Origin of the sequence: Dysosmobacter segnis (assembly GCF_014297285.1) — a bacterium.
Classification (GTDB): Bacteria; Bacillota; Clostridia; order Oscillospirales; family Oscillospiraceae; genus Oscillibacter; species Oscillibacter segnis.
Genome location: NZ_JACOQI010000020.1, coordinates 1 through 19092, shown reverse-complemented (window position 1 = coordinate 19092; position 19092 = coordinate 1). Strand labels below are relative to the sequence as shown.

The 19092-nt window shown below is 49.2% G+C and carries 28 protein-coding genes; 3 read left to right on the top strand and 25 right to left on the bottom strand.

Annotation, left to right across the window (positions count from 1 at the left end; translation table 11 throughout):
• Nucleotides 1-97: 97 nt before the first annotated feature.
• The 23 genes from H8Z83_RS15260 to H8Z83_RS15150 all read right to left on the bottom strand — a co-directional run bounded on the left by H8Z83_RS15260 (nt 98) and on the right by H8Z83_RS15150 (nt 13729).
• Nucleotides 98-883 carry a primase C-terminal domain-containing protein gene (locus tag H8Z83_RS15260; RefSeq protein WP_187015850.1) on the bottom strand — a complete coding sequence of 262 codons (786 nt, stop codon included), beginning with the start codon at nt 881-883 and terminating at the stop codon, nt 98-100.
• 9 nt (nt 884-892) lie between these two features.
• On the bottom strand, nt 893-1258 hold the full coding sequence (locus tag H8Z83_RS15255; protein WP_187015849.1) for a hypothetical protein: 366 nt from the start codon (nt 1256-1258) through the stop codon (nt 893-895).
• 167 nt (nt 1259-1425) lie between these two features.
• Entirely contained in the window at nt 1426-1656 is a 231-nt protein-coding gene (locus H8Z83_RS15250; protein ID WP_187015848.1) for a hypothetical protein, read from the bottom strand.
• On the bottom strand, nt 1637-1987 hold the full coding sequence (locus H8Z83_RS15245; protein ID WP_187015847.1) for a hypothetical protein: 351 nt from the start codon (nt 1985-1987) through the stop codon (nt 1637-1639). Before H8Z83_RS15245 ends, H8Z83_RS15250 begins: the two co-directional genes overlap by 20 nt.
• Entirely contained in the window at nt 1984-2607 is a 624-nt protein-coding gene (gene thyX, locus H8Z83_RS15240; protein WP_187015846.1) for an FAD-dependent thymidylate synthase, read from the bottom strand. The genes H8Z83_RS15245 and thyX overlap by 4 nt, the downstream gene beginning before the upstream one ends.
• Nucleotides 2594-2968, bottom strand: a complete 375-nt coding sequence (locus H8Z83_RS15235) for an HAD family hydrolase (RefSeq protein ID WP_187015845.1) — start codon at nt 2966-2968, stop codon at nt 2594-2596. Before H8Z83_RS15235 ends, thyX begins: the two co-directional genes overlap by 14 nt.
• Nucleotides 2969-2971: 3 nt before the next feature.
• Nucleotides 2972-3568 carry a hypothetical protein gene (locus tag H8Z83_RS15230; protein WP_187015844.1) on the bottom strand — a complete coding sequence of 199 codons (597 nt, stop codon included), beginning with the start codon at nt 3566-3568 and terminating at the stop codon, nt 2972-2974.
• Nucleotides 3561-3899: a nucleoside triphosphate pyrophosphohydrolase family protein gene (locus H8Z83_RS15225; protein ID WP_187015843.1), complete on the bottom strand. Its 339-nt coding sequence runs from the start codon at nt 3897-3899 to the stop codon at nt 3561-3563. Before H8Z83_RS15225 ends, H8Z83_RS15230 begins: the two co-directional genes overlap by 8 nt.
• On the bottom strand, nt 3886-4086 hold the full coding sequence (locus tag H8Z83_RS15220; RefSeq protein WP_187015842.1) for a hypothetical protein: 201 nt from the start codon (nt 4084-4086) through the stop codon (nt 3886-3888). The genes H8Z83_RS15225 and H8Z83_RS15220 overlap by 14 nt, the downstream gene beginning before the upstream one ends.
• Nucleotides 4073-4381: a nucleotide modification associated domain-containing protein gene (locus H8Z83_RS15215; RefSeq protein WP_187015841.1), complete on the bottom strand. Its 309-nt coding sequence runs from the start codon at nt 4379-4381 to the stop codon at nt 4073-4075. Before H8Z83_RS15215 ends, H8Z83_RS15220 begins: the two co-directional genes overlap by 14 nt.
• Before the next feature lie 87 nt (nt 4382-4468).
• A complete protein-coding gene (locus tag H8Z83_RS15210; protein WP_187015840.1) occupies nt 4469-4951 on the bottom strand; it encodes a hypothetical protein in 483 nt (160 codons plus the stop codon).
• 155 nt (nt 4952-5106) lie between these two features.
• Nucleotides 5107-5610 carry a hypothetical protein gene (locus H8Z83_RS15205; protein WP_187015839.1) on the bottom strand — a complete coding sequence of 168 codons (504 nt, stop codon included), beginning with the start codon at nt 5608-5610 and terminating at the stop codon, nt 5107-5109.
• 2 nt (nt 5611-5612) lie between these two features.
• Nucleotides 5613-5774, bottom strand: coding sequence for a hypothetical protein (locus H8Z83_RS15200; protein WP_187015838.1), 162 nt, complete (start codon nt 5772-5774; stop codon nt 5613-5615).
• A gap of 1 nt (nt 5775) precedes the next feature.
• The gene (locus tag H8Z83_RS15195) at nt 5776-6822 is read right to left on the bottom strand and encodes a YqaJ viral recombinase family protein (RefSeq protein WP_187015837.1); all 1047 of its coding nucleotides are present in this window, start codon (nt 6820-6822) and stop codon (nt 5776-5778) included.
• The gene (locus tag H8Z83_RS15190; RefSeq protein WP_187015836.1) at nt 6809-7093 is read right to left on the bottom strand and encodes a hypothetical protein; all 285 of its coding nucleotides are present in this window, start codon (nt 7091-7093) and stop codon (nt 6809-6811) included. The genes H8Z83_RS15195 and H8Z83_RS15190 overlap by 14 nt, the downstream gene beginning before the upstream one ends.
• Nucleotides 7094-7095: 2 nt before the next feature.
• On the bottom strand, nt 7096-7851 hold the full coding sequence (locus H8Z83_RS15185) for an ERF family protein (RefSeq protein ID WP_187015835.1): 756 nt from the start codon (nt 7849-7851) through the stop codon (nt 7096-7098).
• A gap of 2 nt (nt 7852-7853) precedes the next feature.
• On the bottom strand, nt 7854-9641 hold the full coding sequence (locus H8Z83_RS15180) for a DNA polymerase elongation subunit (family B) (protein WP_187015834.1): 1788 nt from the start codon (nt 9639-9641) through the stop codon (nt 7854-7856).
• 51 nt (nt 9642-9692) lie between these two features.
• Nucleotides 9693-10373: a DNA cytosine methyltransferase gene (locus H8Z83_RS15175; protein WP_187015833.1), complete on the bottom strand. Its 681-nt coding sequence runs from the start codon at nt 10371-10373 to the stop codon at nt 9693-9695.
• 11 nt (nt 10374-10384) lie between these two features.
• The gene (locus H8Z83_RS15170; RefSeq protein WP_187015832.1) at nt 10385-11770 is read right to left on the bottom strand and encodes a DEAD/DEAH box helicase; all 1386 of its coding nucleotides are present in this window, start codon (nt 11768-11770) and stop codon (nt 10385-10387) included.
• Complete coding sequence (locus H8Z83_RS15165) at nt 11761-12165, bottom strand: PDDEXK family nuclease (RefSeq protein WP_187015831.1); 405 nt, start codon at nt 12163-12165, stop codon at nt 11761-11763. The genes H8Z83_RS15170 and H8Z83_RS15165 overlap by 10 nt, the downstream gene beginning before the upstream one ends.
• A 52-nt stretch (nt 12166-12217) precedes the next feature.
• Entirely contained in the window at nt 12218-13051 is an 834-nt protein-coding gene (locus tag H8Z83_RS15160; protein WP_187015830.1) for a DUF6273 domain-containing protein, read from the bottom strand.
• An 83-nt stretch (nt 13052-13134) separates the two neighbouring features.
• Nucleotides 13135-13332 carry a hypothetical protein gene (locus H8Z83_RS15155; RefSeq protein WP_187015829.1) on the bottom strand — a complete coding sequence of 66 codons (198 nt, stop codon included), beginning with the start codon at nt 13330-13332 and terminating at the stop codon, nt 13135-13137.
• Nucleotides 13333-13510: 178 nt separating this feature from the next.
• Nucleotides 13511-13729 carry a hypothetical protein gene (locus H8Z83_RS15150; protein ID WP_187015828.1) on the bottom strand — a complete coding sequence of 73 codons (219 nt, stop codon included), beginning with the start codon at nt 13727-13729 and terminating at the stop codon, nt 13511-13513.
• A 241-nt stretch (nt 13730-13970) separates the two neighbouring features.
• Here H8Z83_RS15150 and H8Z83_RS15145 point away from each other — a divergent pair, with 241 nt between their 5' ends.
• From H8Z83_RS15145 to H8Z83_RS15135, 3 genes are all read left to right on the top strand, one after another.
• Nucleotides 13971-14609 carry a S24 family peptidase gene (locus H8Z83_RS15145; protein WP_187015827.1) on the top strand — a complete coding sequence of 213 codons (639 nt, stop codon included), beginning with the start codon at nt 13971-13973 and terminating at the stop codon, nt 14607-14609.
• Entirely contained in the window at nt 14606-16234 is a 1629-nt protein-coding gene (locus tag H8Z83_RS15140) for a recombinase family protein (protein ID WP_187015826.1), read from the top strand. The genes H8Z83_RS15145 and H8Z83_RS15140 overlap by 4 nt, the downstream gene beginning before the upstream one ends.
• A 479-nt stretch (nt 16235-16713) precedes the next feature.
• Nucleotides 16714-17007: a hypothetical protein gene (locus H8Z83_RS15135; protein ID WP_145985075.1), complete on the top strand. Its 294-nt coding sequence runs from the start codon at nt 16714-16716 to the stop codon at nt 17005-17007.
• 52 nt (nt 17008-17059) lie between these two features.
• Here H8Z83_RS15135 and H8Z83_RS15130 read toward each other — a convergent pair whose 3' ends face one another.
• Both H8Z83_RS15130 and H8Z83_RS15125 read right to left on the bottom strand, forming a co-directional pair.
• The gene (locus H8Z83_RS15130; RefSeq protein WP_187015825.1) at nt 17060-17866 is read right to left on the bottom strand and encodes a hypothetical protein; all 807 of its coding nucleotides are present in this window, start codon (nt 17864-17866) and stop codon (nt 17060-17062) included.
• A gap of 723 nt (nt 17867-18589) precedes the next feature.
• On the bottom strand, nt 18590-18862 hold the full coding sequence (locus H8Z83_RS15125) for an HU family DNA-binding protein (protein WP_187015824.1): 273 nt from the start codon (nt 18860-18862) through the stop codon (nt 18590-18592).
• Nucleotides 18863-19092: the final 230 nt, after the last annotated feature.

Below are 19092 nucleotides of genomic sequence, written 5' to 3'. Positions count from 1 at the left end.
TGCCGCTCATGTTCTTCTCTTTCACACTGGTATTTCTCGCATTTTGCATGACAGCCAGCGTACCTGTCAGGACAACCGTAACAACACTCGATAGCACTCATCGTCTATACCTCGTCACAGAGTTTACAATTAACTCTACCTCGGACTGCGGAAGCGGGGGTTTGCAGGCTTGGGAGTTGGCGTACAACAGTTCTTTGTAAATCTCTGCTTTGGTGTATCCTTGGTTATGGAGCTGACCCGCCAAAGAAGTCAGGCTGAGGTTCCGGCTTCCCGGTGTGATAGGCGGGTATTCAGGCTTCAAATGCAGCTTGCCGTTTTCAGGGCGGCGGTAGATGGGAGAATAGATACGCTGAGGGGCAACCGTACCTGAGCTACTTTCCTTCGGTGTGTCGGGAAAATACTTCTCGATCACATAGTCAATCGCTGACTGGTTTTCAACGATCTCGGAGAAGATCAAAACCTCGCCGGTCATGATGAAGTACCGATTGCTCTTGTAAATCTCCACGGCGGCACGGTTGTTCTTACCCTTGAAAGGCAGCTCACCACGAACGAGAATGTGAACCCCCCTCCCGCTTCTTGACTTTTCCGTGTAGGACTGACAATGACCGATAATGTCAGCCGCCAGCGGGTTTAGAAGCCCATCAGTAAAGCCATCGTCAATGTCGATACCTACAACCCCTGTATCGTGAAATACATAGCCAAGACCGTCATAGTAGCCGTGCTGGACATTGTGTTCAGCGTCAATGTAATTTGACCATGTGTCCGGGTTAGACGAAGAAGCCGCCTTTCTGACGGTGGCCTGCATGGGAACCTTTGACCCGTCCCACACATTGACCCATGCCTTTTCCCCTCGAATCTCAGCGGGTATATTCAAATAGCTCATAGGCTTACCTCAGCTTTCATACGGACTCGGTAAAGACCAGTCCCATCTATCGCCGCCACGATAGGCGTTGCGGAAGTGGTTTCTCTCGCCATCGCCAGAGAACCACAGGTAATCCGCAGGGAGGACACGACCGACCTCAACCTGACCTTCTCTCTCTGCATACCAGCGAGTCAGTATATCTATACAGAGAGTAATCAAATTGTCATCGACCGGATTTTTCTCTTTATACCCTACGAATTGTTTAGGTGTAGTTACGACCGTTATAATATCGCCGTAGCCATGATCGACACGGTTGAGCGCACACCACACACAAGCCGCTTTCTCAGCGTCAGAGCTGACCCCTCTGGCTTCTCCCCATAGCATTTTCGCCAGCACAATCACTTCCTCGTCTGTCCACGGCTGAGGTGTCACCTCCGGCTCTGGCTCCGGGGTGACTACCTCTACCACCTCGACAACGGGAGAAGGTTCTTCAACCTCAACCGTGGGTAATTTCAGACAGAGGACAGCGACAACGGTGACGAACCACAGGAAGATTGAAAACCTCAGTCCTCGCAAGGGGCTTTGGCTTTGCTGGACTTGGGCTTTGTCGAGGTTCCAGCAAAATAGAACTTGTCATCTACGCAGATGGGGAAATCGGGAAAGAGCTTGCTGGCGGTCCGCGTTCCACGGGAACAAATCTGCTCTGCCGCCGCCAGCGACATTTCATCTTTCACGAAGTCCTTTCCCGCAGCCATGATATACGGCACTTTGCCGTCAATGCTTTTCAGTTTCATCGGGTTCTTTCCTTTCTTTGTTCCACGCTTCAACATCAACGCCGATACGCTTCAACATTTCTTTACAGAGCCATGTGTAATCGTCAGGCATTTGATAATACTGGATAAGGCGGTCATGCTCGGCAGAGAAAGCGTCATAGAACTTCCGCAGGCGCTTCTTGCCGAAACCAAGGTGAACATGAAGGGTGTAAAGCACCATAGCGTCAATGTCATTGGCGTAGCGCCTGTCGGCTTCCACGATCTGACGATTGATTTCCATGTCCATCGCTTTTCTCTCGGCGGCAGTTAAGACCGCACCGAACACCTTGCCGCCAGCTTTCTTAATTCTCATACCTCAATGTCCTCGAAGAAGACAGGATAGGTCTGTTTCAGCAGGGTCAGGAGCATATTGGCAACGACCCGCATATCGGGGTGAGCCGCTACGGGACAGCGCATACGGCAGAAATGCCGCCATTCTCTGAGGTCAGCGGTCATGACCACCTCGGTTTTCAGGCTGTTCGGAAGGACAGATCGAGCTTCCTGCGGGGTGCAGCCCTCGTTCAGCAGATCGAAGTAGGCGACCTCAGCGTGTTCACACGACCGTTTCCAGATGTGGTAGGTCGAGTCGGTCTTGGCGAAGGTTGAGGGACGAATGACGGTAATTTCGCCGCCGAAACCCTCCTTGCCATAATTGCAGTACCGAGTGGACTCCTGACAGAACGCAGCCAGACGGTGACGAACGATCTCGTGGCTCACACCCCGGTCGCAGATGAAGCGGACAGTGAGAGAGCCATGCTCAATGACAGCCTCGTGGCCCCGTTTGATAATGCCACGGACGAACTTCTCTGCGCTACCGTCTGTGATTTTGTCCTCGGACTTGTAGCAAGTGCGCCCTGCGGCTTCGATAGTGGTCAGAAGGGTCTTATAATCGGGAGCGTTGATAAGCTTCACAGAAGGTTCAATGATTTTCACTTTCAGACTCCCTTTCATACCAAGGTTTGAAGTTGATAATCTGTTCGTGGAGGTGGTTTGCTCTACCATCGAAACAGATTGTACGGTCATCGACATGAACGATGGAAGGAACTTTTTTCGCTTGAATTTGCACCATCGGGAACCCGTAGTGTTTTAGCCATTCAGCAATCGCCGTCTGTCCTTCAAAGGACTCCGCACGAGAAGAACAGATGACCACACATAAACCATCGCTTATGAGTTGTTCAATGACCTCTTTAATCCCTTCCACGGGAGGGTCGGGGATAACAGCGGCACCCTTCCACCCGCTTCGGTAGGAATGAATTACGCCATCGAAATCGAAAGAAACCGTTGGAATATACATACTTCACACCCCCGCAACATGGCTTGCCAGCATATCCGCATGGTGTGTCCACAGCACATTCGGGTACTGGCTGACTGCTCTGGTGTAGTCATTCCACTCAGACTTGTCGGTGAAAGCGCCCATGTGGTAGCGGATACACATGATTTCTTCATCAGTCAGCGTGTAGAACTGAGAGAGAAGCATGACGGACTTATCGCCGTGACCTTTCAGAAGGGTGTCGGGATTGTACTCCCACGCCTGTTCGTCATAGATTGGTGTGCGCCCACCATTAAATTCTTCAATGTGGCCTGTTACCGGGTGGCGGTACTGGTCGATCTTACATAGGTCATGGAACATACCCACGATGAAGGGAGAACGAGCCTTGCGCCAGATCAGGTGATTGTCCTGAGTGAGTGTCAGGAGGAACTTCGTTACCGTGTAGGAGTGTTCAAAAAGACCACCCTCGTAATTGCCGTGGTACTTGGTGGAAGCAGGGGCGGTAAAGAAGCCGTAAGCCGTCAGGTACTTCATCATGCCATCGGAAACAACAGAGGTTCCGTCAGGCAGCTTCATGAAGTTTAGAAAATCGGTCACTTCGGATTTGGAGAAGCAGTCAGACATTTTCGTACTCCTTTCTATGAATACTCTTTTCGCTGTCGAACCCGTCAGGGTAACGCTCTTTGAGCTTATTGATGTTGTACTGTGCCACAACATCTAAGCCCACATCTAATCCGGTTGCCAACTGTGCGGCGTACCAGAGAACATCGCCCAGCTCGTCAATGAGCTTTTCACGGTCAAGGTCGTGACCCTGAAACAAGGATTTTTTCACGAGGTCGATACACTCACCAGCTTCGCCACATAGACCCATGACCCCATTTTCGATAAGTCCCTGATTGGTCAGCTCATGGTTGGTCGTTCGATAGGCGAGTACCTGATATTCATTCAGCGTCATCGTCAGCGACCTCCTTCTCCAACTCTGCATACAACATCGTGTGCATATAGACGGACTCGGACTGGCCGATAGGCCGCAGAACGGTTCTCTTTTTCAGAGTCCACCCATCACGCAGAGCCGCATTTACTTCGTCGTCAAAGAGGGTGGGATTGTCCAGACGGTTCCGAATGGTTTTAATTTGCAACATCTTCCGCTACCTCCATTTCCAGCACCGTCATAATGGCGTAGTTGGCAAGGTCAATCAGGGTGTCACGGATAGACTCGTCATTGACTTTCTGCTCACAGCCACGGGAGAGAGTCTTAAAGCGGCTGAGTTTATCGCCCAAACGGATACGAGCCATCGCCATTCCTTCTTCAACAAAGGTCTGGTGGAAGCTGTCACCGTAGTCATGGTTCTTCTGCTCATAGAGCCTGTTGATCTCCTTGCAGATTTCAGCGTGGCGCTGAACCTTGGAGAGCGAACAAATATAGGCTTCTGCCATTGTAGCTTATCCTCACTTTCAACATAGTTTTCAACATACCATTGGCGAGGGAGAGCCTTTCAAATTAGCCCTCCCTCGCACTCGGTATCAGCCAAGGAGAGCCGCCAAATCCATCGGGGTCTTAGGAGCGGCCTGAGAAGCCGCAGGAGCGGTTTTAGCAGCGGGGGTAGTAACCGTATTGCCAGCGCCGTCCCAGCCCTCAGAGGGGCGCTTATCGGTCAGACGGACGAAGGTAATGCTCTGTCCGGGCTTCTTCTTGTTCTCCTGAACATCATGTTCTACATCGCACTCGATGAAGTGACCAATCAGATCAGTGTGGTCGATCTCGGTCAGGTCGAAATTGCCGAGGGCAGTCTTGGCGAAGTAGCTGAAAGCGTTGTATGCACCCTCGTTGGGAGAGCCATCGGATTTCAGCAGAGAGAAGCGCTCGATGTGCTTACTGCCGGTCTGCGTCTGCATATAGATTTCCAGCTTGCCGAAGTCTTCCTTGTACTTCACATCGGTAATCTGAAAGATATGAGTACCTTCGGGAATGAGGGTGAAACCCTCGGTGAGTCCGATTTTAGCCATTGTTTTATCGTCCTTTCTTGATCTTGTAATAGTGTCTGCTATATTAGCAACGAGAGTTATTAGGTTTTCGGCACAAGCGCTTTGACCTAAGCACCCACCTCCACAATAAACACCGAAATATTCATTGTAATAGATGGGGCAACCACCACAAACGCTCATACTTCTTTTATGGTGTGGAAATTGAGCTGTTCTGTGTACTCGCAGGGAAAGATGATACCGACCAACTGGTCTTCGTCATCGGGGTACTTGGCGTACTGCTTGACCAGCAGGGCTTTCGGTACGCTCTTGTCGCTTTCCAGATCGTAAGCGTACAAGATTTCGCAGAAGTCAGACTTCTCGATCAGCGACCAGTCATCATTGGTGATGGGAAAGGTCATGGTGCTGTCCTGCGTGGCGAAGATACGGACACAATCTTTGATTGCGCCGTCCGGCTCAGGCATGATTGCCTTGACCAGCGTGGCGTACTCGGTGCAACCGACCTGAGAAATCAGGCGACCAATGCCGTCAGGCATTTTCTCGTTGCTATACCCGGTCACGCTGCGGATACCATCGGGAATGAGCATAAGTACGGACGGGGAAGCAAGCCAGCGTTCGTCCATGTACTCATAGATAGCGCCGCCATCAGGGGCGAGGGACTTCACGAACTTGGAAAATTTCATAATTAAACCTCCGTTACTTTGTCATAGAATACGAAGATGGTGGACTGGTCGGAGTGAATATCACGAGCTGCTGTGAACAAAACCCCAACAAAATCGTCATCGGCATACCGGTCGAGAAGTTTGAGCAAATCATCTTTGCTCAATCTCTGCATACTCTGCGCCATTTCACGCACCTTCTTTCAAGGCTTTCGGGGAAATGCGGTAGCTGTCCTCGGTGGTCGTGTACTTCGCCAGAATACCGTCCGCTTTCATAGCGTCCTTGTCGATCTTCGAGGTGGAAGTACGGCTGACCTCCCAATTATAGGCAGAACCAGCGATAGACACCTTCTTGTCACCGTCACGGAACTGAGCGATTGCGGCTTTCTTAATCATGTCGGTCAAGACCTTGTACCGCTTCTCGTCCTCAGACACCTCAGCGGCGTGAGCGTCCAGCTTGACTTTCAGGTCTTCGGCTTCCTTGACCAGCGCCGCCATATCCGTTTCAGGGGACAGGTTGTTGGTGCGGAGAGCTTTCAGGATTTCAGCGTCCTTGCGCTCGTCAAAGGCGGGGGAAATGCCGCTCTCCACATAGTCCTTCCACCATTTCAGGGCAGGCTTCACATACTTCTTCTCGAAGTCAGGATACCGCTCAGACACCTTGAAGGGACGAGTGATGGTATTCTCACCGCTGCACACAAACTTCTCAGGATTGTCGTAATCCTTGGGTTCGAGGAAGGAAGCGACCATGATAACCTCGTCCACGCCGAGAAGGTAAGCGTACAACGCCGCCTGCAAAGCGTAATACTCAGGAATATCGTCCTTCCAGTCCTCGACACGCTTGGAAGTCTTCATTTCGAGGACGGTGGTGGGCTTACCATCTTTACCATAGAGCAAGTAGTCCCACATACCGCCGAGAACGGGGCTTTCCCTAAAAAAGTCACCGTAGGTCTGACGGAAGTAGTCTTTGCCCCAAATGTCGGTCGGCGTGACCAGATTGCTCATGAAGTAGGTTTGCTTCATGTACTCAGCCTGCTTAGGCTCGATGGTCTTACCGGCGATGGTGTAGATCGTGTCCTCGAACGGCTTCTGATAGGTACGGGTCACTTCACACCAAATCTCGAACGGCGTAGACCACGGGTTCAGACCGAGAATAGTGGCAAAGCGAGTACCCGTCAGCTTCTTAGGACGCTTGGGAGGGATAATCTGGATTTTATTGCCGTCAAGCCATTCCATTTTCACTTTCTCCTTTCTGCCAACTGATTTGCAGTTGAGTTTTCATTGAATTTGAATAAGGGCGGAGGATTTCACAAACCTTTTGAGCGGTTCCCAAATCTCCGCACATAATCATGAACGGGAGGTCAAAACAATGCCACTTTCCCGGCTGAATGTTCTGTGCATCATCTTGTCGCATGGAGCTGAGAGTATTCCGATCTTTCTCTTGCAGAGTAATACCCAATCTCGCTTCAATGCTTGACATATTAAGGTTCCCAAGCATGATTGCCATGATTACCCCTCCTTTGCCGTTTTCATTTCGTAGCCAGCCAGCATATTGTTCACGCCCTCGATCAGAGCGTCACACTTGTCGGCTTCGATCTTGGAGAAACCTTCCGTCTTCATAGCGATGGTCTGCACGAACTGTTCCTGCTCTGCGTCAATATCCATGAGCTTTTTCAGCAGACTTTTCAGCGTACCGACCTGTTCCTCGGTAGCCGCACCAGCAGGAGCGCCGGTCAGTTCCTTCTTGATCTCCTGACGCTGTTCAGTGGTCACAGGGGGCTTCTTCGTGACGGTGGGAGAGGGGGCGGGAGTCGTATCAAACTCGCCGCTGTCGATACTGTCATGCTCCACAATGTCCAAAACGAGCTGCCACAGATAGCGGCGAATGTAGGTAATGGAGCTGCCGGTCGCCTGCATTTCGTTTGTAACCTGATTGCCAGCGTTGGACACGATAGGAGCGATGGGGGTGTACGGTGCCACGAAGTCAATGTAGTCCTCACGGTCATTGACATTGTAGACACGAGCGGTCGCCTTGTCGCCGTACATGGACGGAACCATCATTAGACCAATTTCAAGAAAAATCTGCTCGGCCTTAGGAACAATGTCCGCCAGCTCGAAATACTTATATTCGAGCTTCATGTGCTTGCCGCTCTTGTCCACGCCAGCTTCGAGGAAGCGCACACGGGCAAGCTGCAACTTCTGGAATACATTCATGGTGGAATAATCCACCGCCGCAGTTTCAGCGGCTTTCTTGGTAGTAGCCATATTTATACCTCCAACATTTCTAATAATTTTTTCTTGATGGAATTGACTCTACGGGTGTTTCTTCGCCGTTTCTCTCCGAGAAAGTCCATAATTCTCTTTTCGGTTGTAGCGATATACCACTCTCGGTCAATTTCATCAAAGGATAGATGGTTGTCGTTGTCTACCAGACAATGATCGGGGATATTGCCAATTTTCTTGTAGCTCTCGCCTTGCAGCGCATAAAGCGTACCGAACCATTGGCGATCTTTGAACGGGTCTACGGCGTACACACGGTTGACTCTCTGGACTTGTACCTCACGATTGCCTATCTTCTGAACAACACCGTCATAGGAAGAACCTGCTTTTGCGATGATCTGAAAATCCATAATGTCATTGCTATTCATGATTGTTTCTCGAACAGGAACGCCTTTCGTGAAATAGTCAATCAGGGCTTTCTTGACAATTACCATCGAATTGTTGATCTGCCATGCACCTTTCGAGGTTGCGCCGTAGCTAACATACGAGCCAACTGACTTGACCTTGCCGTTGGTCTTTCGGAGAATGAGGTTATTGACATCTTTAATCCAAACCTCGTCAATCTCGTCCAGTTCCAATTCAAACCCTGTGGTCTGTTCCCACGCCGCACAGACGCTATCTACAATGGGAACCTCGTCAGCGTCAATCTCGTACATTAGACCGTCCGTGTTGAAGTTCAGCAGGACGATTGACTTACACGCTTGAAGCAACTGAACAAGCAGCATTGTCAGGAAAAGCTGTCCCGATATTCGCATAGAACGGGTTTTCAACGGGTCGTAGAGGTCGTTGTAGCGGTTCTCCTGCGCCCCCGACACCGTGTTGAGCGGGAGCTTCAAGTCCTTCGCCAACTGGTCATTACCGTCATGCTTGGCCTGTATGCGTTCCTTGCGAATATTGTAGAACACATGAGGGTCAGGCACATTCCGGGAAAGATACTGGAACAATTCCAATAGCGAGGGGTACAGTGAAGAAACATCTCGGTTTTGGATAACCCGTTTCACCGTGGATTTGCCGTGATACCCTTTAACTGAGCCATGAACGCCGCCCCACGCATACCGGCAAGGGAAATCGCCAAACTTGTAGGTCAGAGCGGTTTTGAAAAGAACTTCGTCTGGGATTGACTTGTCGTGAATGGTGTCGAAGAAATCCAAAATCTCTTGCGGGATAATGGACACATCTAACCGTGGAGGATAGACATAATCTCGACCATCATTCCACTCTCTACGCCTTGCGTTTAACATGAGAGCGGTCAGCTTAGCATTGGTACAGGACAGGGCTTTTTCGTCCGAGATACCCACTCTGCGACCGAGGTTAATCTTTGTCTGCAAATACGATTGTCTGAGGTCTACCAATTTCTCGGTAGCGTCAACATCGTGCTTGCAGTAAAAAATCGTTTCGTCCAGTTCTTCATCGGTCAGAGGACGGTCAAGATCAAACGGCACAGAGCTTTCAACCACCGACATTCCTAAATGACCCTCACAGGCTTTCAGCGAAAGACCCTCGTACATATCGTCACGAATATCAAACGAGGTCACGAATACGGGATTGCCCCGCATAAGAGGGTGTTGCCAGCCCTGTCCACCATCAATGAGGTATTCACTCAGAGCTTTTACTTCCTGCGGCGTACAATCAGCGGCAACAGCTTTCAGAATGAAATTGTCATACGCCTTATTATTGAAGCCACAGAGAAGTGGTTGCTCTCGAAGAAACTGCCAGATTGCGTCATTATCGTTGTGAATGACTGTGTATTCACCTGTACCTCTGTGCTTGAACACGAACAGCCAGTCATCTTGAAAGACTGCTATTCGCAGTCGAAGATAAAGAGATTATCCATGACTGCCGACGTCACCTCCCCATTGGTCAGCCATCGCCTTTGCAATACCGGGGAAAGTTTTGCTTCGAGCTTTCGCCCGTTCCTCCTTACTTCCACCGCAATCCATTTCCCAACAGGAGTAGCGGACAGTTCCGTTTTTCAAAACCATCTTTCGTCCCTTAACCGGTTCCACGATGTTTGTTGGCTCCAAGGGGCGCACCCCTCTTTCCCACAAACAGGTTTTCTTAGTTACGGCGTGTCCGAACTGAAAAGGCTGAACAATTTGAGAATACTCAGGTAGGCAGAAAATCTTAGAAGGAACTGGATTTTCAATAACCACCCTCTGAATATCCGCATACCAGAAACGCATAAACAAATCTCGTGCCAAAATGCCCTTTTGCACTCGATCTGGCTGCAACTGACCGCCTTTCCAAATGTGTCTTGCTCCGGCATTGGTTAGGTAAGTACATGGCGGGTGTGCAATCAGCAAATCCCATTTACCAACGACATGAACCTGTCCGTCCATCGTAGTCACGCTCCCGCCTTTAACGGCTTCGAGAGCGTCACCGAGAATGTGCCATTCGGGGTGTCCGCCTGACGGTTCCTGAATATCACATGAGTAGGCTTCGTGACCTCTCTCTCTGAACGCAGTACAAACCGCTTGACTTTCTTCACAAGCGACCAAAACTTTCACTTCGACACCTCCTATTCGATGAATTTACAACCACACTTGCGGTAGGTGGTACACCGCTTTTTATAACTTCTCACGAGGTACTGGATACCATCGTCCACATAATCGTAGGCAATAGGCTCACCCTTTCCCTCGAAGGTACGAGCGATACGACCAACGCTCTGAGTTATCACAGCATAGTCCTTTTGCGGCGTAGTCAGGTACAGCCGGTCGAGCCGGGGAATGTCCAGCCCCTCTTTCGCCAGAGAGTAAGTGGCGAACAGATACCGCTTGCGCCCCTGTCGCATTTCCTCAATGGCCTGTTCTCGGAGAGCTTTGGCTTTCTTCGTGGTCATCTTCCCATCAATCATGACTGCCTGTTTTCTCAGGTCGGGCGGAAGCCTATTCATCAGGGTTTCCAAATGCGTCAGCCGATCAGAGAGAATGAGATTGTAGTGATCTCGGTTTGCCACAAGATCAGCGGCAATCAGGTCATTTCGAGGATAACGGTCAGCGAGGAAATTGACCAACTTAGCGTAAATGATTGTACCGTCCGTGTCCAAGAACTCACGGCTGAGTCCTTGATGGGTGGCACGGGGGAGAACGCTAACGGTCATAATCTTGTCTTTCACCGCTTCGTCCGGCACCTGATAGGCAATCCCGCCCAGCAGAGCGTAGGTAGCGGCAATCATACCGTCTGCCCTGTGAACCGTAGCGGACAGGCCATACTTGTGTCGAGCTGCCAGAGCGTTCAGCACCTTTGAGAACTGCGTCATAGCGGTTGGGGTTCCTGCTACACGGTGACACTCGTCCACGATGATACAATCCCAAACATCACGGTACTGGCTCAGATCGAGGTTGCACATGGTCTGCACCGTTGCGAAGGTAATTGCCTTACCTATTTGAACCCTACCTTCGGTGATCGTGCCAGTCAGAGAAGGACTCATGTACTGCTCTGCTCGGCTTTTGCTCTGTACGAGCAAATCTCTCGTGTGAGTCAACCAGAGGGTTCTTCGTCCTGTATCCGCCGCAACAGCAATTCCGATCTGCGTCTTACCACACCCCGCAGGGGCTTGAAGAATACCGTAGTAGGCAGTTATCAGGGCTTCCTTGGCTTCCACTTGGTAGTCATAGAGCGGAATGGTGCAACCGAAATCCACCTCGGTCGGTGTAGGAAGATTGACCTTCATGTGACAATCGTCCATCGCCAACACATTGTTCAAACAACCATAGGGAAGAACCAGTGTGTCACCGTCCCATTGGAACAGGTACAACTTCTCAGGCGTGTTGCCTACCCAAAAGTGCATACGGACTTTCTTGGCGTACTCAGGATTGGGAAGGATAAGCTGCTTCTTGCACCATGTAAGCAACTGCTCAGACGGGTTTTCAATTCGGAGCTGATTACCAACAGTTACTTGCATTGGGACACCCACTCTCCGAGTGTGATACCGTATCGCCTAATATCGTTGGCAGTCAGCACAGTTCGCAAAACGGACAATTCCAAAAGCGTAGAAAGGGAGATAAACCGAACTTCACCAGTTATCAACCTGATTGCAAACCAGCCTTCTCCATTCCCGGTATCTTTCCAGAGCGTCATAGCGGAAAACTGGTTTTCTTCGATACGCTCCATCTTGAAAATGTTCTTGGAACAATCCTTACAGTCAATGGGATAGCTGACACCGTTTCGAGCCGCAATCACATCGAACGGCTGACCTTGACTGTTCTGAGCGAGATTGTGCGCCCAAAAGCCACAACCCGACAGGCTCAGGCATAAGTCTCTTTCAAAGCCAGTGCCAACCTTGCGATTGACATTCATGTTTTCACTCCTTTCACCGCCCCTGACGGGGCGGGATTTACGAGATACCCGATCAAACGCAGAAGCCGAAGGACACGCCATAGGAGTAGCTGGCGTAGATACTGTCGGCGTCGCCGCTGGTGTACACACCACAGAAATAGCTGGTGTTGCCGGAAAAAGGAGAACGCTCCCATCTCCAATCCCTCTCACCATTCTGCTTGCACTTGCCATAGGGCGTGTTCTCTCGCTTGTACCACTCGTACCACTTACCCTCATAACCGCAGGAATAAATCTTGCGACCGAAGACCTCCTGCTCAGAAAGAACGAACAGCTTGTCAACGGAAGGAACCCGCACTTCGTTCTTGCTGCTCTTGGCGGTCATCTTCACCACGGGTTTAATGGCCGATTTCAAATCAGCGGGAAGCTGCTTCTCGAAGAAGTTGCCGTTGAGCTTGGCACGGAGATAGGAAGCGTCCCAGCCGCCCTCGTTGGTAGACTTCTCATTCATAGGAATGTCACCGTCAAGGGTTTCCACAGTCTCAAAAGTGATATGAACCAGACTGCCGTCCCTTGCGTAGTCATGGTTGAACCCGATGATACGGGCAGTCAGGTAGGAGCCGTCAGCCAGACGGAACTTCTTGGTATCACCGACCTCGAACATCTTGTCGGCAAGGCCGAAGGAAGAATACATATTGATCTCGTCCCAAGAACAGTCTTCCAGCTTGCAGCGCTTCGGAGAGGGGCGACCGCCGAACATGACACCATACACAGAGTTAAGGTGAAGTTTGACGGTATCGGTATCAACATAGCCCGTAGGCATAAGGGTTTCGATCATCTTCTTCTGAGAAGCGATGGTTTTCTCCATCTTCTCGAACTCGTCAGCGAGTTTTGCAATCGTGCTATTCATAAAGTTCTCCTTTACAAAACAATAGGTTCTGATATAATCAGATTGAGCTTTTACGCTTGCCGTTGATGGAAGTACCAGTTCCGTCAGCGGCTCTTTCTTTTTCTCGGCGGGTCAGGATAAAACGCACCGGACAGTTCACAGAACAACCAGAAGCAGCCAAGGCCGATACCCATGCGAACCATGCCTGCGCCAAGAGTCATCGTGTCTTGCTCTACCGCACCAACGACACCTAACAGGTAGAAAAACGAGAGAAATGCCAATACTCCAAATACCTTTTTCATTATCTGTTCCTCCAAACCATAGGTTTCCATTGATACGGTGTTCCGTACTTCTGTTCGTACCAGCTCTCGAACTGCTTGCGGTTCCCTTCGTCCTTGAAAAACTCTCGGACAGATCGAGCAAGGAGTGAGCTGAACGCTTTGGCCTGTCCTCGCACTTCCGGGGCAAATGCACTGTCGCTCATGACACACCGCCGATCTGCCGCTCGTACCAGTCCAGAATGTCGATAGACTCAGCGATGATCTTGTCCACAGAAGGGCCGTTACGAGTCCCTGCGAGAATTGCACTCAGGACAGGGCCGTTCGTTTCAATACCCCGCTTTCGGAGCATATCAATCAACCATGCAAACGACAGGTGATTGACGCTCAGGCGATAGCGAATTTTCTCACGCTCTTTCACAAAACCTCTCCTTTCTTTGAATTGAGAACAATATTTATTGACAACCAGTGGGCGTAATGGTACAATTTACTTGCCAGACAATTAAACCATTGACCACAGCAACCGCCGAAAAAAGAAAACCTTTCGGGGGTCGGGTTTTTGTTGTCAAAATCTCTTGTTCACAATCCAAAGTATATCCTACCTTTGTAGGATTGTCAATAGCAAATCCTAAAAAAGTAGGATATTTTTGAAGGAGGTACTTATGAACACAAGCCGTATTAGAGATTTAGCCAAACAACAAGGGAAAAGCGTCACCTATATTTGCAAACTTATCAACCGCCCCAAGTATTATTTGAACGATGTAGATAAAAAGCCTGACCGCATGATTTCAGATGAAGACTTAAAAACTCTTGCTATCAATCTTGGAACAACGGCTGACTATTTGAAAGGCGAAACTGACGACCCTCTCTTTCACTTGTCCTCTGTTGGTTTGACCACCGAACCTTATGAAAAGAATTGCAAGCGACCTATTTTCGGTCATGCGTCCGCAGGAAAAGGTGTCATCGCTCAGCAAGAAGCATTGGGATATGAACAAGTTGACCCCGAATATGACTGTGATGATTGTTTCTGGTTACAAGTTGACGGAGATAGTATGTCGCCAGTCTTAGACGATCACGATTTAGTGCTGGTTAAAAAGGATACACCTCCCGAAACAGATACTCTTATGGTTGTCATTGTTGATGACGAAGAAGGATTTGTTAAGAAAATCAGTATTGATGAAGATACTGTGACCCTTCGTTCTTTTAACCCACACTATCCTCCCCGTGTTTTTGGCGGTGTTGAAATTGGACGATTGCGCTTTGTTGGTAGAGTCATGGAGCTAAAAAGGAGATTTGCATGAAAAAATTTCCAATCGACCTCTCCTGTCTGACAGAGGAAGAAATCTCTCAATTTCAAGAAGACCCATATACGCTTTACAACGGCGATCAAGATGTTGCTCTCTATCTTCGGTATAGCTCCACAGGTCAAAGTGACCAATCCATTGAAGGGCAGCTTCGTGACTGTCGTGCCTTCTGTAAAGCAAACCACTACCGCATTGTAGCAATCTATGTTGACCGAGCAACGACCGCTCACAAAGATGTGGAAAAGCGGGTTCACCTCATGGAAATGGTTGCGGATAGCGCAAAGCAGAATTGGGAATATGTCATCGTCTGGAAGCTCGACCGTTTTGCTCGTAACCGCAACGATAGCGCAATTATGAAAATGCGTCTGCGGAAGAACGGCGTGAAAGTCCTCTCCGCCACGGAACACCTTACCGACAGCCCTGAGAGTATCATCTTGGAATCTGTGTTAGAGGGTATGGCTGAGTTTTTCTCTGCCGAGCTGTCGCAGAAGGTCACAAGAGGTATGCGTGAATCTGCCTTGAAGTGCCACAGCGTAGGCGGTCATATCCCCCTTGGATACAAGGTGGAAAATCATAAGCTGGTCGTTAATCCAGATACCGCACACATCGTTCAAGAAGCGTTCTCTCTTTATGCCAATGGTGAAAGTGTCGCTGACATTTGCCGAAAGTTTAACTCTGCCGGATATAAGACCGCCAAAAACACAGAGTTCAACCGCAGCAGCTTTAAGGCCATGTTCCGCAATACTCGCTACATCGGCACTTATACCTACAAAGATATTGTCATCGAAAATGGTATTCCCGCCATCATTGACAAGGAGCTATTTGAAACGGTACAGCGGCGGCTTTCTAAGACCGCCACAGCCCCAGCAAGGGGCAAGGCTAAGGTAGATTACCTCTTGTCTGGAAAGCTGTTCTGCGGTCATTGTGGGGCTTCTATGAACGGTGAAAGCGGAGCCGGTAGACATGGCAAGGTCTACCACTACTATTCCTGTTACACCAAAAAGAGAAAACTTGGGTGTGACAAGCGGCCTTTGAAAAAAGATTATATCGAAGGGATAGTAGCCCGTGACGCTCTCAACCTTTTGACCGATCAGCTCATTGATGAAATTGCAGACATGGCAATTCGACAGAGTGAACAGGATTTGATAAACGATACTCATATTCCGCAGTTGACCGCTCAGTTATCAGAAGTTGAAAAATCAATCATGAATATCACCGCTGCCATTGAAAAGGGTATTGCTTCCGAAACATTGATGAACCGACTTGTCCAGCTCGAACATGAGAAGAAGACGCTCAACAAAGAAATCAAAGCTGAGGAAAAATTCGTCTATCGGATTGACCGTGACCAAATTGTATTCTGGTTGAGCCAGTTCAAATATGGAAACATCGAAGATGAAGATTTTCGCAGACGGCTCATTGATCTACTCGTCAATTCCGTTACAGTGTGGGACGAACCTGACGGGTATAAAATCACCACCGCATATAACCTAACCTCTTGCAAAACCAAGACTTTCCGGGTAGAAAAGAACCCCGCCGCCGAAGAAGCGACAGGGTTCGATTTTGGGGAGTCTGAGTGTACCATAAGGTGGCAACAATTCGGATATTTTAAGCGCAACGCTTAGAATACCAAAGGGTTGCCGCCTTTTTTTATTTCAAATTCTGCGCTCAGAAAAAAAGATATTTTCGCGTTATTTTGGTAACCGGGGAGATTTGAACTCCCCTTTTCACAGATTCAAAGGCAAAATCCTGAGAAGCGCCCTTTTTGCGGGCGCAGAATAGAGCGATCTTTCCTCAAAATTTTATACGATCTTTCGGGCGTCTGTTTGTTGGTTTCGTCGAAGCCATCAAAAGGGCGCCCTTTTTCATTTCACAACTTAATCCGTCAACCGGCCGGAGCATTTCAGGATGCTCCGGCTTATTTTTTTGCTTACGAGGAGGACTCCAAAATGAACAATCAGAACGAAACCGCGCAGCTCCGTTTCCTTGAAGAAACCGCCACCCGGCTGCGGCAAAACGGTTTCACGGTAGAGCCCATCGAGGATCACCACCTGCCCGTCTGCGGGGAAAAAGGGCGTCTCTGCCGCATCTCCGGCAGGGCAGCGTGTTGTACCGGCAGGAGTGTGTGGACAGCGTCCGGGCGCAGGATGCGCTGCAAAGCGTCATCGACACCGCCAAAACGACTTCGGAGTACATGGCGATTCTGGAAACCGCGCCGCGGCTCAAAGCCAGCGGTCTCACTGGTGACTACCGCGTCCTTGCTGACTTCGGTGACGCAGTGCTGGCGGGCCACCCCAGCGAGCGCGGCGTCCAGTTTGTGACTTGGGAGTGGGACTTCGACCGCGAGGGCGTCCATCACGGACATTATTTCCAGGATGACTATGATGCCGCCTATTAAAATTTTACTGGCTATTGCTTTTCGAACGCCAGATGAGAAAGATTCATTACAGCTACGCCGTTTTGTTATTTTCCTCCGGCCAAGTCAAAGTTGGGTAAATATCTTGCGCCAGCTCAGGCTTACGCTGGACATCACCATTGTCGGTAATCTCCCAGCGTCCAAGAGTAACTTCGCATTCGATATTTTGAGTATCCTGATAGGCAATGGTCAACCATAGGGCGTCTCTCCGTCTACACGGTACTTCTATACGCTCCGAACAATAGAGGCCGCTTTCTGCATCCCGTGTAGCAGGCGCTACCTTGGTCAAAATGCCATTGCAGTACACACGTAGTTCTACGGTACAGCTACCATCTTCGTCGCCCTCTAAACAAATATCACTCACTTCGGTGGTAATAACTCCGTTCCTGAGATTTCCCGCTTCAAACTTTGGGGTCAAAAGATTATATTTTCTAAAATGCACCGGAAGCAGTGTTATTGCATTGTCGCAATCACGAAGGCGCTTTTGAACAGTACCCTCATCCGTCAGGTAGAGCTGAAAGCTGTTTGGCTGATCCAAGGGCACCCTAAAAGAGCCGATGAATAAACCGCTTTTTGTCTCCGTTAAGGAAATTTCCGTAGAGGTATCCTCCGTTTCAAGAAGCAGAGCAGGCTTCTTCCAGCCTTTTAGGGGTACAGCGGCATCTAGAAGAAGTTGATGATTTTCTACATCAATTCCCGTAGATGTTATCCTGACATTCGCCTCTGGCGAGTTATCAATCGTTTCCTGTAACTTACCAATCGTCAGTCGTACACATACCAGTAGTACTGCAAATAGGAAAAATATCACAATCCGCTTTTGATTCTTCTTGAAAAATTGCATATTCAATGTTCTCCTTTTTTGAATTATTTTATCCGCTTATACTACCTATGTTGTACCAGTAAACCCCGCTAAATCAACAATTCCGTATCCCACATAAGTAACTTCCTCCGCAGAGTTTTTGATGATAGCCAACCAGTGCAGCATTCTTAACAGAACACTTGTTTTTATTTTGGTTGCCCTCCTCAAATAAAGCGGTTAGCATGCCATCTTCATTGAACCCCACTTCGATTCTCCCGTCTCGTAAAATCCTCACTGAATCTCCCATAGCGTTGTATATGACGTATATTGTATCTTCCTACAATTCCATATCAACACTGTTGCCTTCTCTAGAAATGATGTGCCAACCTACCATGCATTATATATAACGACTAATGTTCAAAATCGCAACACTTCTCCAAGCGTGCCTCGGTCTTCACCATCCGGAAATATATCCAATCTTAGTATTGATGCATTCCAGATTCAAAAAGGGCGTTTTGCCCATCATACGTTTACCTGCCGAAGCGATCAAGTTCGCTCCGGCTTATTTTTTTGCAGGAGGAAATATAAATGGACAAGCAAAATGATATGGCGCAGTTTCGATAACTTGAAGAAGCCGCCACGATTATTATACGCCTTTAGCTTTGACGGTTACCAGATGATAAAATATAATTGCCATCTTTGCGGATAAGCGTTTCGCATATTAAAAACACGGCCTGGGGCAAGAGCCCAGGCCGTGTTTTGTAATTACTGGATTGCGTCCTTGAATGCCAGACTCGCCTTGAAGGCAGGAACCTTGGATGCGGGAATCTCCACAGTTTCCATGGTACGGGGATTGCGCCCGATACGTGCAGCGCGTTCTCTGACCTCAAAAGAGCCGAAGCCAACTAACTGCACCTTATCGCCAGACTTCAAAGCACCCTCAATAGTGGCGATGAACGCAGACAGAGCAGCATCGCAATCCTTCTTAGAGAGGCCGCTGGTCTCAATCATGGTGGCAATCAATTCGCTCTTATTCATAGTAATTTCTCCTCATAGCACATTGGGTTTGCCTTTGATATGAAGTAATTATATCGAATTCAAGGTAAAATGGCAAGACTGTGTTCGTATCAACCTTTCCTCGCAAAAAAATCCGACATGGTAATGCCCAACCCATCGCAGATCCGCTCAATCGTGTCGACAGATAATTGTCCGCCGCGGCGTTCGCTGTTTTTCAGGGTCGAATGAGATACATCGCATATCTGAGACAG

Coding starts and splice junctions, on each gene's coding strand:
- H8Z83_RS15260 (WP_187015850.1), bottom strand. CDS start 883: ATGAGCTATTTGAATATACCCGCTGAGATTCGAGGGGAAAAGGCATGG.
- H8Z83_RS15250 (WP_187015848.1), bottom strand. CDS start 1,656: ATGAAACTGAAAAGCATTGACGGCAAAGTGCCGTATATCATGGCTGCG.
- H8Z83_RS15245 (WP_187015847.1), bottom strand. CDS start 1,987: ATGAGAATTAAGAAAGCTGGCGGCAAGGTGTTCGGTGCGGTCTTAACT.
- H8Z83_RS15235 (WP_187015845.1), bottom strand. CDS start 2,968: ATGTATATTCCAACGGTTTCTTTCGATTTCGATGGCGTAATTCATTCC.
- H8Z83_RS15230 (WP_187015844.1), bottom strand. CDS start 3,568: ATGTCTGACTGCTTCTCCAAATCCGAAGTGACCGATTTTCTAAACTTC.
- H8Z83_RS15225 (WP_187015843.1), bottom strand. CDS start 3,899: ATGACGCTGAATGAATATCAGGTACTCGCCTATCGAACGACCAACCAT.
- H8Z83_RS15220 (WP_187015842.1), bottom strand. CDS start 4,086: ATGTTGCAAATTAAAACCATTCGGAACCGTCTGGACAATCCCACCCTC.
- H8Z83_RS15215 (WP_187015841.1), bottom strand. CDS start 4,381: ATGGCAGAAGCCTATATTTGTTCGCTCTCCAAGGTTCAGCGCCACGCT.
- H8Z83_RS15210 (WP_187015840.1), bottom strand. CDS start 4,951: ATGGCTAAAATCGGACTCACCGAGGGTTTCACCCTCATTCCCGAAGGT.
- H8Z83_RS15205 (WP_187015839.1), bottom strand. CDS start 5,610: ATGAAATTTTCCAAGTTCGTGAAGTCCCTCGCCCCTGATGGCGGCGCT.
- H8Z83_RS15200 (WP_187015838.1), bottom strand. CDS start 5,774: ATGGCGCAGAGTATGCAGAGATTGAGCAAAGATGATTTGCTCAAACTT.
- H8Z83_RS15195 (WP_187015837.1), bottom strand. CDS start 6,822: ATGGAATGGCTTGACGGCAATAAAATCCAGATTATCCCTCCCAAGCGT.
- H8Z83_RS15190 (WP_187015836.1), bottom strand. CDS start 7,093: ATGGCAATCATGCTTGGGAACCTTAATATGTCAAGCATTGAAGCGAGA.
- H8Z83_RS15185 (WP_187015835.1), bottom strand. CDS start 7,851: ATGGCTACTACCAAGAAAGCCGCTGAAACTGCGGCGGTGGATTATTCC.
- H8Z83_RS15170 (WP_187015832.1), bottom strand. CDS start 11,770: ATGCAAGTAACTGTTGGTAATCAGCTCCGAATTGAAAACCCGTCTGAG.
- H8Z83_RS15165 (WP_187015831.1), bottom strand. CDS start 12,165: ATGAATGTCAATCGCAAGGTTGGCACTGGCTTTGAAAGAGACTTATGC.
- H8Z83_RS15160 (WP_187015830.1), bottom strand. CDS start 13,051: ATGAATAGCACGATTGCAAAACTCGCTGACGAGTTCGAGAAGATGGAG.
- H8Z83_RS15155 (WP_187015829.1), bottom strand. CDS start 13,332: ATGAAAAAGGTATTTGGAGTATTGGCATTTCTCTCGTTTTTCTACCTG.
- H8Z83_RS15145 (WP_187015827.1), top strand. CDS start 13,971: ATGAACACAAGCCGTATTAGAGATTTAGCCAAACAACAAGGGAAAAGC.
- H8Z83_RS15140 (WP_187015826.1), top strand. CDS start 14,606: ATGAAAAAATTTCCAATCGACCTCTCCTGTCTGACAGAGGAAGAAATC.
- H8Z83_RS15130 (WP_187015825.1), bottom strand. CDS start 17,866: ATGCAATTTTTCAAGAAGAATCAAAAGCGGATTGTGATATTTTTCCTA.
- H8Z83_RS15125 (WP_187015824.1), bottom strand. CDS start 18,862: ATGAATAAGAGCGAATTGATTGCCACCATGATTGAGACCAGCGGCCTC.